Source organism: Xanthomonas sp. NCPPB 2922, from assembly GCF_041520885.1.
Taxonomy (GTDB): Bacteria; Pseudomonadota; Gammaproteobacteria; order Xanthomonadales; family Xanthomonadaceae; genus Xanthomonas; species Xanthomonas campestris.
Genome location: NZ_JBGOFY010000033.1, coordinates 1 through 13,280, shown reverse-complemented (window position 1 = coordinate 13,280; position 13,280 = coordinate 1). Strand labels below are relative to the sequence as shown.

11 protein-coding genes, 1 other RNA gene and 1 pseudogene are annotated in these 13,280 nt (G+C 60.6%); 10 read left to right on the top strand and 3 right to left on the bottom strand.

Going from position 1 to position 13,280, the window contains the following annotated elements; all coding sequences use genetic code 11:
• Position 1 precedes the first annotated feature (1 nt).
• From ACD584_RS20900 to ACD584_RS20875, 6 genes are all read left to right on the top strand, one after another.
• Positions 2-2,884 (top strand): site-specific DNA-methyltransferase, encoded by a 2,883-nt coding sequence (locus tag ACD584_RS20900; RefSeq protein WP_076036239.1) that lies wholly within the window; start codon positions 2-4, stop codon positions 2,882-2,884.
• Between the two features lie 7 nt (positions 2,885-2,891).
• The gene (locus ACD584_RS20895; protein ID WP_076036238.1) at positions 2,892-3,992 is read left to right on the top strand and encodes a hypothetical protein; all 1,101 of its coding nucleotides are present in this window, start codon (positions 2,892-2,894) and stop codon (positions 3,990-3,992) included.
• Positions 3,989-4,363: a hypothetical protein gene (locus ACD584_RS20890; RefSeq protein WP_076036237.1), complete on the top strand. Its 375-nt coding sequence runs from the start codon at positions 3,989-3,991 to the stop codon at positions 4,361-4,363. The genes ACD584_RS20895 and ACD584_RS20890 overlap by 4 nt, the downstream gene beginning before the upstream one ends.
• A gap of 22 nt (positions 4,364-4,385) precedes the next feature.
• Positions 4,386-6,464 carry a UvrD-helicase domain-containing protein gene (locus ACD584_RS20885; RefSeq protein WP_076036236.1) on the top strand — a complete coding sequence of 693 codons (2,079 nt, stop codon included), beginning with the start codon at positions 4,386-4,388 and terminating at the stop codon, positions 6,462-6,464.
• A gap of 417 nt (positions 6,465-6,881) precedes the next feature.
• Positions 6,882-7,178 carry an XAC0095 family protein gene (locus ACD584_RS20880; RefSeq protein ID WP_076036235.1) on the top strand — a complete coding sequence of 99 codons (297 nt, stop codon included), beginning with the start codon at positions 6,882-6,884 and terminating at the stop codon, positions 7,176-7,178.
• Positions 7,175-7,444, top strand: coding sequence for a hypothetical protein (locus tag ACD584_RS20875; RefSeq protein ID WP_011269953.1), 270 nt, complete (start codon positions 7,175-7,177; stop codon positions 7,442-7,444). Before ACD584_RS20880 ends, ACD584_RS20875 begins: the two co-directional genes overlap by 4 nt.
• A 133-nt stretch (positions 7,445-7,577) precedes the next feature.
• Here the strand turns inward: ACD584_RS20875 and xopQ are convergent, their stop codons facing one another.
• Complete coding sequence (gene xopQ, locus ACD584_RS20870; protein WP_050912382.1) at positions 7,578-8,957, bottom strand: type III secretion system effector XopQ; 1,380 nt, start codon at positions 8,955-8,957, stop codon at positions 7,578-7,580.
• Positions 8,958-9,395: 438 nt separating this feature from the next.
• Between xopQ and xopAV the strand changes: the two genes are divergently transcribed.
• The gene (gene xopAV / locus ACD584_RS20865; protein ID WP_076036234.1) at positions 9,396-10,145 is read left to right on the top strand and encodes a type III secretion system effector XopAV; all 750 of its coding nucleotides are present in this window, start codon (positions 9,396-9,398) and stop codon (positions 10,143-10,145) included.
• 64 nt (positions 10,146-10,209) lie between these two features.
• On the opposite strand, the gene ACD584_RS20860 is transcribed toward xopAV, so the two are convergent.
• The gene (locus ACD584_RS20860) at positions 10,210-10,839 is read right to left on the bottom strand and encodes a TetR/AcrR family transcriptional regulator (protein WP_076036233.1); all 630 of its coding nucleotides are present in this window, start codon (positions 10,837-10,839) and stop codon (positions 10,210-10,212) included.
• Positions 10,840-11,053: 214 nt separating this feature from the next.
• Between ACD584_RS20860 and ACD584_RS20855 the strand changes: the two genes are divergently transcribed.
• Positions 11,054-11,833, top strand: a complete 780-nt coding sequence (locus ACD584_RS20855; RefSeq protein WP_043921653.1) for a histidine phosphatase family protein — start codon at positions 11,054-11,056, stop codon at positions 11,831-11,833.
• Between the two features lies 1 nt (position 11,834).
• Positions 11,835-12,704, top strand: a complete 870-nt coding sequence (locus ACD584_RS20850) for an NAD(P)H-hydrate dehydratase (RefSeq protein WP_076036232.1) — start codon at positions 11,835-11,837, stop codon at positions 12,702-12,704.
• A 152-nt stretch (positions 12,705-12,856) separates the two neighbouring features.
• On the opposite strand, the gene ACD584_RS20845 is transcribed toward ACD584_RS20850, so the two are convergent.
• A non-coding RNA gene (locus ACD584_RS20845) (sX9 sRNA) lies at positions 12,857-12,931 on the bottom strand.
• A gap of 141 nt (positions 12,932-13,072) precedes the next feature.
• Between ACD584_RS20845 and ACD584_RS20840 the strand changes: the two are divergent.
• Positions 13,073-13,280, top strand: a pseudogene (locus tag ACD584_RS20840) (glycosyl hydrolase); the annotation flags it as partial.

Below are 13,280 nucleotides of genomic sequence, written 5' to 3'. Positions count from 1 at the left end.
GATGGCAATGAAGAAAACAGAGAAGCACGGCAAGAGTATCGAGCAGATCACCCACACCGAGGCCAAACGCAAGAACATTCCGACGGTGGAGCATCAGTCAGTGATGCAGCACCACGAGCAAGCGCCGGTACAGGTGGCCTATCCACGTGCCAACAGGCAATGGCTAGAGGAACTGTGCGCTTTGCATAACGCAGGAAAGGTCTCTCCGGAATTCCAGCAGCGACTTAACCGCGATCTTGACCCGCAGCTCATCTGGCGCGGCAAGGATCAGCAGGATTGGTCAGATTTGGTCGTCAACGCGCCGCCGCTCTACATCCAGGAAAAGGTCAAGCCCAAGGCCCTGATCGACGACCTGCGCCGTCAGACCGAGGCGCGCCGCGAAGCCGCCGCGCCGCAGCAGGACATGCTGGATCTATTTGGCGACTTCAATGGCCTACCTGAAGGCGCGGACCGCACTGAGTTCTACCAGCACGAGGGGCACTGGCAGAACCGCATGATCCTGGGCGATTCCTTGCAGGTGATGGCCAGCCTCGCCGAGCGTGAGGGGTTGCGCGGCAAGGTACAGTGTATTTATCTCGATCCGCCGTATGGCATCAAATTCAACAGCAATTTTCAATGGTCAACTACCAGTCGCGACGTGAAAGACGGCGCCGATCACATCACCCGCGAGCCAGAGCAGGTCAAGGCATTCCGAGATACTTGGCGCAACGGCATTCATTCGTATCTGACGTATCTGCGCGACCGATTGGTAGTCGCGCGGGATTTGTTGAGCAAATCTGGTTCGATCTTCGTACAGATTGGCGATGAGAATGTGCACCGCGTTCGGGCGTTGATGGATGAGGTCTTTGGGGAAGGCAACCTCGTCTCGACGATAGCATTCAAGAAGACCTCCGGAACCGGCTCAAACTATCTTGAAAACATCTACGACTACGCGCTCTGGTATGCACGAGATCTGAGTCAGATGAAGTATCGGCAGCCATTAGTCGAAAAGGGAAGCTCGCTACTCGATACCCAATATACAAGTAGCGACGAGCTACGCCAAAGCGAGTCCTACAGAGACCCTAGATATATGCCTGGAGACATGAGCTCTCAGGGTGCGAGCGAGGCAGGCACTTATCCATTCAAGCTCCAAGGGAGGGAATATCGACTGCCGCCGAATACCCATTGGAAGGCATCACGTGCAGGCATCCCTCGACTCGCGATGGCTGGTAGATTGGTAGGGGTAGGGCAACGACTACGTTACAAACGTTTTGCCGATGATTTTCCGGTGGTTACTTTTTCAAATTCATGGGATGACACGATCGTATCTGGATATGCCGATCCGAAGGTTTATGTTGTCCAAACTTCCACTAAGGTGATTCAGCGATGTTTGTTGATGGCGACCGATCCCGGCGACTTGGTGCTCGACCCGACGTGCGGCTCCGGTACCACTGCCTACGTGAGCGAACAATGGGGCCGCCGCTGGATCACCATAGACACCAGTCGTGTCGCGCTGGCGCTAGCTCGTGCCCGCATCATGGGTGCGCGCTATCCTTTCTATCTGCTCGCTGACTCCCGAGAAGGCCAATTGAAGGAAGCCGAAATCACCCGTGGCACTCCCTCCAGCCAATCCACCTACGACAACATCGCCCACGGTTTTGTTTATGAGCGCGTGCCGCACATAACCCTCAAATCCATCGCTAACAACGCTGAGATCGATGTCATTTGGGAAAAATTCCAGACCGTGCTGGAGCCGCTGCGTGAAACGCTGAACGAGACGCTCGGCAGGCAGTGGCAGGAATGGGAAATTCCGCGGGAGGGCGATGCAGAGTGGAGCGATGTCGCGAAAAAGCTGCACGCTGACTGGTGGCAGCAGCGCATTGCCCGGCAAAAGGAAATCGACGCGTCCATTGCCGCCAAGGCTGAGTTCGCGTACCTCTACGACAAACCCTATGAGGACAAGAAGAAGGTGCGTGTGGCTGGCCCCTTCACAGTGGAATCTATGTCGCCGCACCGCGTGCTGGGTGTGGACGAAGAAGACAACCTGATCGACCATGTGGCCGAGACTCAAGCAAAGTACGGCCAGGACTTCACTAGCCTGATTCTGGACAACTTGCGTACCGCTGGTGTGCAGCAGGCGCATAAGGCCGACAAAATCGAATTCACCGCATTGGAACCGTGGCCAGGCGAACTGGTATGCGCCGAGGGCCGCTATCTGGAAAATGGGCAGGTGAAGCGTGCCGGTATTCTGGTCGGCCCAGAGTTCGGTACCGTCACCCGCGCTGACCTGGTCGATGCTGCTCGTGAGGCGGGTGATGCCAACTTCGACGTAGTCATCGCCTGCGCCTTTAACTATGATGCGCCGGCCAGTGAGTTCAGCAAGCTGGGCCGGATCAACGTGCTCAAGGCGCGTATGAACGCTGACCTGCACATGGCCGAAGACCTGAAGAATACGGGCAAGGGTAACTTGTTCGTGATCTTCGGCGAGCCGGATGTGGACGTGCTGGACACACAGGGCCGCATCATCCGTCGATACGACGGAAAGCGCGACGTTATCGACGTGCCTGCGGACGGGCAACTGGTGGTCAAGATCAACGGCGTTGACGTATTCCACCCCAGCACCGGCGAAGTTCGCAGCGATGGCGCGGACGGCATAGCCTGCTGGTTCTTGGATACCGACTACAACGAGGAATCCTTCTTCGTCCGCCATGCCTACTTCCTCGGCGCGAACGATCCGTACAAGGCTCTGAAGACTACCCTTAAAGCTGAAATCGACTCCGACGCTTGGGCAACGCTCAACTGCGACACCTCGCGCCCTTTCCCGAAACCAAGTAACGGTCGGTTTGCGGTGAAGGTCATCAATCACCTCGGTGATGAGGTGATGAAGGTTTTCAAGGTAAGCTAGAAGATATATGAAGATCGACTTCTCCCAGCCCAAGTTCACTGGCGCACGCTTTGACGAGCATACATTGCCCGTCGATGTGGCTCGTGATCTTGCGGCTTATGAACGTCTGATTGTCGAACTGGCCAAGCACCTGTATTTGCAGGAGCACCGAGGACGGCAGCGTGTGCCCAAGGGCTTTGAAGCGGGTTTCCGCTTGGATATTGAGCGCATCGACGAAGGTAGCACCAAGCCGATGCTGGCGCTGGTCGTTGCTGGCGCGCTTGCCCTGCAAGGCGGTGAGAGAGATTATTTCGAGCGTGCCCGTGATTTGGTGGCTGAGTGTATCGCAGCACCGGTTACTGCATTGCCAGATGCATTTCCGAAAGAATTGTTAGGGCACTTCAATCAGTTCGGACGCTCTTTACGTGCCGACGAAGCTTTAGAGTTGCCACTTCAAATCGGCAATCCGGCCCGCCTGACGCAGGACAAACGCAAGCAACTGGTGCTGGCTGCGGACCAGGTATATGAGCGAGAAATTTCGCTCAATGGCTACATTGAAGAGGTCGATTTCGCCAAATCGTCATTTCGCCTGAAGCCGGTAGACAATAGTCCGGCCGTTGTTATTCCTATGGTGGACTCGTTTCATAACACGGCTCGCATCTATGGGGGGCGGGAGCGTCATCAGATTAGCGTGGTAGGCGTAGGTGCGTACGACTCTTACGAACGCCTGCAAAAAATAATTTCCATCGAGTCACTGGAAGTCACCAAGAACTACGCCATCTCGGCGCGGTTCGACGAGATCTCCCAGCTGGAAAGTGGCTGGTTTGCGGGTAGTGGTCTGGCGCCCGATGCCGACAGGCTGTCTGGTGTCTCTGAAAAAATAATCGCTGATTACCCGGATAAATTACCGTTACCCATAATTGTTCCAAAGCAGGATGGCAATCTTTTGCTCGAATGGAAAGTCGAAGGTGACCCGTCGTTGGACATCGACTTGACGAACTTGCAGGCCAGTTACCATGCGTTCGGAGCCGATGAGGAGGACGTGGAGAGAGACTTCAATCTGGATCCTGTCGGCTGGAAATCCCTGTTCGCGTTCTTGAATGACACCATCAAGGTGCAGCAGGCATGAACGATCAGACCTTATTGCTGCGCCAGGTGCATCCGAATTTTTTTCCCGATGGCGAAGTCTCCAGTCAGGCTTTTTTTCCCTTCCCAAAGGATGACGGAAAGCTGTCCGTTTACGATGGCGATCAGACTACCGCGGAGGCATCGCATCATCACTACACACTGGATCTCGGTTTGGAGTCAGTTGGTGTGTGGGCTGTCAGTGGCGCAGAGGCCGCATCGGTTGGGCTGATACATCAGCCCGATCCCGTCGCCGGGAACCCAGCGCACGCGATCATTAATTTCAACGTGGTCACCGAAAAAGAGTGTCGGAAGCTGGCGAAGAAGCTGAAAAAATTTGCGGTGGATCGCGGTAGCCAGTACCGCGCGGCGTAATTGCCAGAATTGAGAGGAACTGATGGAATTCCGCATCGCCGACACCTTTACCACTAGCCTTGCGCGCTTGACCGGCGATGAGCAAAAGGCAGCCAAGACCACCGCCTTCGATTTGCAGGTGGATCCTATCGGTAACGGCATGAGCTTCCATAAGCTCGATAGAGCCAAAGATCCGAACTTCTGGTCGGTGCGTGTCAGCCGCGATATTCGCCTGATCGTCCACAAGACCGCTGGCAGTCTGCTCCTCTGCTATGTCGATCACCACGATAAGGCCTATCAATGGGCCGAGCGGCGCAAGCTGGAAGTGCACCCGACCACCGGCGCAGCGCAGCTTGTCGAAGTCCGCGAGCGTGTCGAGGAGATCCTCGTTCCGAAGTACGTCGAGGACAGCAGGCCTGCCACGTGGCGGAAGCCGAAACTGTTCGCGAAACATGGTGACGACCAACTGCTGGCCTATGGGGTGCCGCAGGACTGGCTTGCCGACGTGAAAGCTGCCGACGAGGATTCGCTGCTTGAGCTGGCCCATCATCTTCCCGGTGAGGCGGCAGAAGCCCTGCTTGAACTGGCGACCGGTGGCACGCCGGCATTGCCGGAGGTGGCGGGTAAGGGCGCGGATCCGTTCCAGCACCCGGACGCGCAGCGTCGCTTCCGCGTCATGTCCGATATGGACGAGCTGGCTCGCGCCTTGGAATACCCGTGGGACAAGTGGACAGTGTTCCTGCATCCGGCACAACGGCAACTTGTCGAGCGTCATTACAACGGTGCGGCGCGTGTGTCTGGCTCGGCGGGCACGGGCAAGACAGTGGTTGGCTTGCACCGGGCTGTGCATTTGGTGCAAAAGGACGAAGACGCACGCGTCCTTCTTTCCACGTTTTCGGACACGTTGGCCAATGCCTTGCGCGGCAATCTGTATCGGCTGATCTGGAACACGCCGAAGCTAGGTGAACGTATCGACGTATTCGCCATGGATGCTCTTGGTATCCGCTTGTATGCGGCGGAATTCGGCAAGCCGGTATTTGCCAGTCGTGATGAAACTTCCTCTCTGCTGAAGTCAGCTGCTACGCAGGTTGGTGGCCTGAAAGCCAACGCTGCGTTTTTGCTGTCCGAATGGGACGACGTGGTGGATACATGGCAAGTGGAAAGCTGGGAGGCTTACCGCGATGCCAAGCGGTTAGGGCGCAAGACGCGTTTGCCGGAGGCGCAGCGAGCGTTGTATTGGCAGGTTTTCACTCAGGTGCAGGCGCAATTGAAACAGGCCGGCAAGATCACTACTGCCGAAATGTTCGCCAAGCTGGCCGAAGTCATGCCCAATCGCAAATATCCGGTATTCGATTACATCGTGGTGGATGAAGCGCAGGATATCAGCGTGCAACAATTGCGCTTCCTCGCAGCGATTGGCGGCAACCGCGCCAATGGGCTCTTCTTCGCCGGCGACCTCGGTCAACGCATCTTCCAGACGCCCTTCTCGTGGAGACATTTGGGTGTTGATGTGCGTGGTCGATCGCGCACGCTCAATATTAATTACCGCACATCACACCAGATTCGCTCGCAGGCCGATCGTCTGCTCGGCCCCGAGGTATCCGATGTGGATGGAAACGTCGAAAGCCGCAAGGGCACGATTTCCGTGTTTAATGGGCCGGAGCCGACCATCTGCGGCTATGCCGATGCCCAGACGGAAAGCCAAGCCGTTGGCGTATGGTTGAAGCAGTGCAGCAGAAGCGGCGTGCAGCCGCAGGAAATCGGTGTCTTCGTCCGATCCGAAAGCGAACTGTCTCGCGCACAGGCGGCAGTGAAGGCCGCTGGCCTACAGGGGCGCGTGCTTGGCAAGGACATGGCGACGGAAGAGGGCTTCGTCAGCATCACCACCACGCATTTGGCTAAGGGTATGGAATTTCGCGTGGTCGCGGTGATGGCCTGCGATGATGCAATCATTCCTTTACAGGCGCGCATCGACACTGCCGCCGACGAAGCCGAGCTGACCGAAATTTACAACACCGAGCGCCAGTTGTTGTACGTAGCTTGCACCCGTGCCCGCGATCAATTGCATGTCTCAGCGGTGAAGCCTGAATCAGAGTTCCTTCAGGACTTGCTGCAAAAGTGATCAGCCGTTTCTCGTTTCGGGAAGTTACGTAGGCAAACAGACCTTCTCGGCAGAAAAAGTAGGCGGTGATACAACTGTGACTATTTCTGTTTACGACCCGGTCGACCTTGTAGCCACGGCTACAAAGATCACTGCTACCGCCTCTCGTATTGACTCATCAGAATTTCAGTAGCAGTCTTGCTGCACGGAGCCTCGAAACTCCGCTTACAGCGGTACCCACCTCCGACAAACCGGTGGGTTTTTTGTGCCTGCATATTTTGTGGGCGCAACCGACGCGATGCTCTGCGTCGGGAGGGCGGCTAATACAACACCCGCAAGGGGAATACGCCCGCCGGCTGTAAGCGGTTTCGAGCCTCCCGACTTCCCGTCCGTCGCCTTGCGGCGGGCGGGCTGATTCCATGGAATGAGGAGCAGGCCATGTCGGACGTTGTACGAGATGCGCAGTCACACCCGGGCTACTACCTGCCAGAAGGCGCGCAATATCGCCTGCAGCAACTACGCGACCACATGCGCTTTCTGGCGCGTCTGGCGCAGCCACGCACGCAGGCCGAAGAGCAGTTGCGGCAGCCAGCCATCCACATGGACGAGCTGGCGTGCTGCCTGGAGTTGCTGGCCGAGCAGGTAACGCAGGCGCTGGCACAGGTGCAGTGGCCCGCGCGCCTGGAGCCCGGCGCCTCTGACAACGCGCGTGCTGACGCCAGGGAGACCGTATGAGCCGGACGGTGATGGCGTCGGCCCGCGCGCGCAGGCGGGCAGGAGATGACAAGCCGCGTGAGGTGTTTGCCTTCGCCATCACCCTGGAGCAAGTGGATGCGCTGGATCAGTTGCTGCTGACCATCGCCGCCCATGGCGATGTGATCGCTGCCGGCAACGCCGATCGGCTGGGCCGCGGCACCTTGCCCGTGCTGGGCAGCGCCATCTTCGATGCGGCCGGTGCCATGCGCACCATCCTGGACCAGTTGGCGCTTCAGCGGCTTTGATGGCCCTGTCTTGTCTGCTCCCTGCGCCCATGGTGCCTGCGCGTTGGCGTGGCAGATACAAGCGCCACCCGTCGCTGCGTGCAGCGGCCGATCTGCAGAACCCGGCGTATCGCGTCTGCAGAACGATCGGTCGTCATTGTTTCGTGGCAAGCGCCGCTTTTGCCAAGGCGGACATCAGCCGTTTTGCCTTCTCCGGATGCTTGACCTCGTTTTCGCTCACCTGCTCCACAACGCTGAGTCCATCGGCCTGTATCTGCCTTGGCGTGAACAGCATGCCTGCCGCGCCGGGAACCGAGGCCAGCAGCGTCAACGGGTCGTACAAGTTGAGTTTGGTGACCCTCGGCCAGATCTGGTCGAAGGCCATGGCTTGGTTTGCGCCCTCTTGCGGGCCGTTTGCCTGCGGTAGTGCGTCTGCGGTGAACGTGCGAAAGAACCACGCCTGATCCAGGCCCGGAAGCAGCCCTGCCTGAATCCCTTCCCACAAGCCGTTCAAGGCGTTTTTCTGCACGTCTTCGAGATATCTGCCCACCGAATGCCCACTCTTCGCCAGGCCTTCGTAGAACGAGGGCGACACCGCTGTCTTGTAGGCAGCTTCCTTGGTCACGATGCGCAACGGGATCTGCAGTTGCTGTGCCTTGCGGTACAGGCCACAGGCCGCGTCCAGGTCTGTCGCATTGTTGTAGGCGCGTGCGTCGGGCTGCACATGGCCGTCGGCGTCCCTGGCCGGCTCGACGCCCCCCATGATGGTGATGCTCTTGACGCGCTCGCGCACAAGCGCCGGATGCGCATCGACCAGCGCATGGGCGTCGGTCATGCCGGCAATCACCACCATGCTCAGCCCCTGCGGTGCCTGCATCAGGCGCTCGTGCAGCGCTTGCAGGCTGTTGTCGCAAATTTCGGCCGATTCCGCACGCAACCCCTGGCCTTCCTGCAGGAATTTGGCATGGTCCTTGGCCTGTTTCGCACTCATCAGGTAATCCTGCCCGCGTGAGACACGCACATTGGGGAGTTGCAGGCGGTTGAACACGCCCTTTGCGAGCCGGGCGCGCTCCTCGCGCACGCTGGCATCGCCCAAGGTCACCGCAACGTCGGTGAGGCGTACAAAGCCCGTTACCTGCAGTTGCTTGCCGATGGTGTAGGCGACCACATCGTCGGGGTCCTTGTTGGGGTCGGTAAACAGCACCGTGTCGCGCGGTGTCGCCGGGGTGTGGAAACTGAGCTCCCGCAGCACCGCTGCTTCGTCGGGCGTCAGGCACGTACCGCCTTCGGCCCCGAGTTCGGCAAGCATTCGGCGCTGTGTTGCCGTCAGCGCAGGCGCACTGAGTGAGCGTTTGAGGACGGCAGCGCCTTGTGGTCTTTTCCGCGGCAATGCCTGCAGCGCCCCATCGCTGATCTGCGCGCAGGGCAGGTGTTGATCTGCCGACACGGTTGCAGTGCGCTCACCCGTAGACCCGGACGTTGCATGAGCGCCTGCGGGCACATGCAGTGTGGGGCGATGCCTGATGGAATCCATCTGCTGTCCTCGCGTCGATGCTGGCCAATGAAGCGATCAGGATGGAGGCGGCTCCATTCCCTGGGATATCGATCGGCGAAGGGCGTTGCAACGACGCGAAGCGCAGGTTGCCTGTTGCACTGCTTCGAGTGTGAAAGCGTGACCATCAGCATGGCGCGCGTTGCGATCTGCAGAGATCCTGCGCCCTCACGATGCGATTGCCGTCTGCCTGACGACTGCCTTCTACGCCGTTGTCAGATGGATTGGTCAGTCACTTACTTGCGGCTGCGCGAAGCCGCGCATCTGTAAAGGCTTCTGCATCGTCTGCTGGCTGAGCGCGCTGCGACGCATGCACGTCGCCAGACCGTCCATTTTTTCGGTCTTGCGCCAAGCGCAATGACGCTTGCGTAGCAGAGTGGTACGCAAGCACTTTGGTGAATCTGTTCTAAGAGGTGAGGCATGGGTTCCTTCCCAGTGACTTCTGTGGCTCGTGAAGCGGTAAGACACGATCAGCGCGAGGCGCAGGCCCCGCGTGAGGTGGGTTACTCCTCGCAACGCGGCGACCCGCAGGCCAATCCACAATTGAAGCAAGACCTGTCGCGTGCGCCCGTGCGTGCGGCGCGGCTGAAGGCCCCACGCGTGCCTATCGGTGTGCACATTGCGAACACCGGGCTGCAGGCAGCGCGGTTTGCCACCTCTGCGGTCGCAGGGCCAGCCGAAGCCGCAGTTCTGGACGCGGTGCATGCGCCCGCTGCGGCGGCATATGACTATGCAAAAGGGGAGGTGTCCTGGAAAAAGAATGCGGGTCTCACGCTTGCGCCGGCCTTGGCCTACGCCGTGGTGATGGGCACGCTGTCTGCCGTGCAGTATCTGGCGAACCGGTACCTGCAAGCGCAGTCGCAGACGAGTGTCAGCAAGGCCGACAGGGCGAAGGAGTTGGGCGTCACCGAAGCATGCCTGGACGCGGCCGTTGCCATGGTAAACAAGGGGGAGGTAGCCGGTCCCGGGGGTGAGATGACCGAAGAAGAGGCAGCTGCGCTGGCAGCAGATCTTCAGAACCTGGCAACCGCAGACCGTTCCCGGCTGCCGCCAGAGCTCTGGCGCGCTGCCAGCGGCGTTGGCGACGACGCCTACGCATTGGTCACGCAACTGCTCTTGGCCGCAAGAGCCCGCGCGTCTGCAGAGGCGTCTGCATCGTACGGCAGTTGAAAGGTGATCCCACGCGTTGCTGGTTGGAGTGGCGGGCCACGCATGCCCTGCCGGGTTTTCCGAACTACACCGGCGCAGACTTCAAAATCCCCGACAAACTCTCTCGCAAGATCAACTGCAGATGCATGCGGTTGAGCTCCATGCCGCTGGTCATCACGTTGTGCAGGCCGCCGCACATGGCGGCGACGGCGAAGACGCGGGCCTGGAATTCCTGCTCGCTGCTGGCCGGGTCGGCGTAGCCGCGCAGCAGGCGCTTGAGCAGGGCGCTGAGGTGTTCGATCAGCGATGCGCTCTGCCGGCGCATGAAGGCGGCCAGCACCGGGTCGCGCAGGGTGGCCAGGTGCAGTTCCAGGTCGATGCGGGTGCGTTTGATGTTGATTTCCTGCAGCAGCCATTCTTCGAGCAGGCCGGCGATGAAATCCACCACGTGCACGTTGGCCGGGCGTTCCACCAGCCACATCTGGCGGATGGCGCGCATGTAGTTGCGCTCCAGCAATGCGCGTACCAGTGCGTCCTTGTCTTCGAAGCGTTGCAGCAGGGTGCGGCAGGACAGGCGGGCGCGTTCGGCGATGAGCTCGAAGCTGGTAGCCGACAGGCCGATCTCGTCGATGCAGCGTTCGGCGGCGTCCAGCACTTCGTCGACCAAGAGTTCTTCGCGCTGTTTTGCGGTACGCAGCAGAAGGACGTTGGACATGGCGAGCGGTCTGGACGGGGCCTGCAGTATACCGGCGCGGGGTTACGCATCCGTTGGATGGCGCGGCCTGGATGAGGCGCCGGTCACGTCCATTGCACGGCGCTGGGGGCTGGCGCAGTGATGACACCGGTGGCGCGATGCGGCGGCAGTGGATGGCTGGTCGACCAGCTGTTCACGGCCGCTGTGCGACACGTGGAGCCCGGTTGTGCAGGAGATGGGTGTGAGTGAGAACAGTGCGGTTGCCGGTGTCTCGGCGCAATGGCCGGCGCGGTTGTGGGTGGTGCGGCATGGGCAAAGCGCGGGCAATGTGGCGCGTGATGTGGCCGAGTCCAATGGCGCGACGTTGATCGACCTGGAGCACCGCGATGCGGATGTGCCGCTCTCAGCATTGGGCGAGCGCCAGGCGCGGGCGCTGGGTGCGTGGATGGCGGGCTTGCCGGAGCATGAGCGGCCCACGTTGATCCTGAGTTCCACCTATGTGCGTGCGCGCCAGACCGCCTTGGCGGTGGCGCGTGCGATGGGCCAGCCAGACACGGCCGTGAGCGTGGACGAGCGGTTGCGCGAAAAAGAATTCGGCGTACTGGACCGCTACACCACGGCCGGCATCATCGCCACGTTTCCGGAGTTGTCTGAGCAGCGCAAGCTGGTGGGCAAGTTCTACTTCCGCCCGCCGGGTGGGGAGAGCTGGTGCGATGTGATCTTCCGCCTGCGCAGCATCGTGGGCGATCTACAGCGCAATCACGTGGGCGCGCGGGTGCTGATCGTGGGGCACCAGGTGATCGTCAATTGCTTCCGGTATCTGATCGAGCAGATGGACGAGGCCACCATCCTGGCGATCGACCGCGAGGGCGACGTGCCCAATTGCGGGGTGACCGAATACGCCGCGGTGGCTGATGGGCAGTCGCTGGAATTGGTGCGCACCAAGTTCGTGCCGCCGGAGCTGGCGGATGAGCCGGTGACCACCGAATCCGATCGGCCGGCAGGAGCGCGCTGAGATGGCCGGGCCACGCGTGCGCACCGTCACCGCTGCGGCCTTGCGCGCGCAGCCGCTGCCGGCGCCGGGCGGCGACAAGGAGCAGCGCGGGCGTGTGTTGATTGTGGGCGGCTCGGCGCGCGTGCCCGGTGCGGTGATGCTGGCGGGCGAGGCGGCCTTGCGCGCAGGTGCGGGCAAGTTGCAGCTCGCCACCGCGGCCAGCGTGGCGCCAGGCATGGCCTTGGCCATGCCCGAGGCGTTGGTGCTGGGGCTGGGCGAAAATGGGCAGGGCGAGATCGTGCGCGGGCATCGTGCGTTGGATGCGGCCATGAGCGCATGCGATGCGGCGGTGATCGGCCCGGGCATGGCGTCGACCAACACCACTGCGGCGTTGGTCAAACGCGCGATCGACCAGGCGGTGTGCACGTTGGTGCTGGATGCCGGTGCGTTGTCGCCACGGCTGCGTGCGCCGCTGGGGCGGCCCTTCGTGCTGACGCCACATGCGGGCGAGATGGCGGCCCTAGCCGGCGATGACAAGGCTGCAGTGGAAGCGGCGCCCGCCGACTACGCGTTGGCGTTTGCCAAGAAGATGCGCAGCGTGGTGATCGTGAAAGGTGCGGACAGTTTTATTGCCGGGCCGGAGGGTGCGCTGTGGGTGCACCGCGGCGGTGTGCCAGGGCTGGGCACCTCGGGCTCGGGCGATACCTTGGCTGGCCTGATTGCCGGTTTTGCCGCGCGTGGATGCGACGCCCTGACCGCCGCGCTGTGGGGCGTGTTTGTGCATGCAACGGCGGGCAAGCAGTTGGCCAAGCGCATTGGCACGGTGGGATTTCTGGCGCGCGAGATTCCGCTGGAAGTGCCGGGGATTCTGGACCGGTTGCCGAGGGGATGATCGACGCTCGTTGCGTTGATGCCGTGCGCAGACCAAAAGCCCCTCTCCAGCGGGAGAGAGTTGGGGTGAGGGTACGTTTGCTGAAGTCGTGGGGCTGTCTTTCCAGTTGGGGTTTATGTTGTTGCCTGATTGCCGGGGGGCACTCTTAGATCGGCTAACAAAACGTAGCGAGCAGTCGTCAGGTGGGTGCGGACGGCGCGGAGGAACCGGAATGTACGTGGGTACATGCCGATTCCGAGCACCGGCCGCGCCCGCCTGGCGGCTGCGCAGTCGTTTTGATAGCTGCTCTTAGCAGACGTACCCTCATCCGGCCCTTCGGGCCACCTTCTCCCGAGGGGAGAAGGAAGTGTTCGATGGTGGAAGGATGCATGGTTGCGCTCGTTTGTGGCGCGATGTTGCGCCGCGTTGGTCGGTTAGGCTTGGTCACCAACCTGGGAGGGTGCACGGTGAAGCGAGCGATTGCGTGGTCGATGGTGGGGGTTCTGGGAGTTTGGGGTGCTGCGACTGAAACGGTGTTGGCATCTGCATCTGCATCTGCAACAGCAACAGCAACAGCAACAGCAACAACAACAGCAA

Bases quoted from the DNA above. Each gene is read 5' to 3' on its own strand.
- xopQ (WP_050912382.1), bottom strand. From the start codon at position 8,957: ATGGATTCCATCAGGCATCGCCCCACACTGCATGTGCCCGCAGGCGCT.
- ACD584_RS20885 (WP_076036236.1), top strand. From the start codon at position 4,386: ATGGAATTCCGCATCGCCGACACCTTTACCACTAGCCTTGCGCGCTTG.
- ACD584_RS20880 (WP_076036235.1), top strand. From the start codon at position 6,882: ATGTCGGACGTTGTACGAGATGCGCAGTCACACCCGGGCTACTACCTG.
- ACD584_RS20895 (WP_076036238.1), top strand. From the start codon at position 2,892: ATGAAGATCGACTTCTCCCAGCCCAAGTTCACTGGCGCACGCTTTGAC.
- ACD584_RS20860 (WP_076036233.1), bottom strand. From the start codon at position 10,839: ATGTCCAACGTCCTTCTGCTGCGTACCGCAAAACAGCGCGAAGAACTC.
- ACD584_RS20855 (WP_043921653.1), top strand. From the start codon at position 11,054: ATGGGTGTGAGTGAGAACAGTGCGGTTGCCGGTGTCTCGGCGCAATGG.
- ACD584_RS20890 (WP_076036237.1), top strand. From the start codon at position 3,989: ATGAACGATCAGACCTTATTGCTGCGCCAGGTGCATCCGAATTTTTTT.
- ACD584_RS20875 (WP_011269953.1), top strand. From the start codon at position 7,175: ATGAGCCGGACGGTGATGGCGTCGGCCCGCGCGCGCAGGCGGGCAGGA.
- xopAV (WP_076036234.1), top strand. From the start codon at position 9,396: ATGGGTTCCTTCCCAGTGACTTCTGTGGCTCGTGAAGCGGTAAGACAC.
- ACD584_RS20900 (WP_076036239.1), top strand. From the start codon at position 2: ATGGCAATGAAGAAAACAGAGAAGCACGGCAAGAGTATCGAGCAGATC.
- ACD584_RS20850 (WP_076036232.1), top strand. From the start codon at position 11,835: ATGGCCGGGCCACGCGTGCGCACCGTCACCGCTGCGGCCTTGCGCGCG.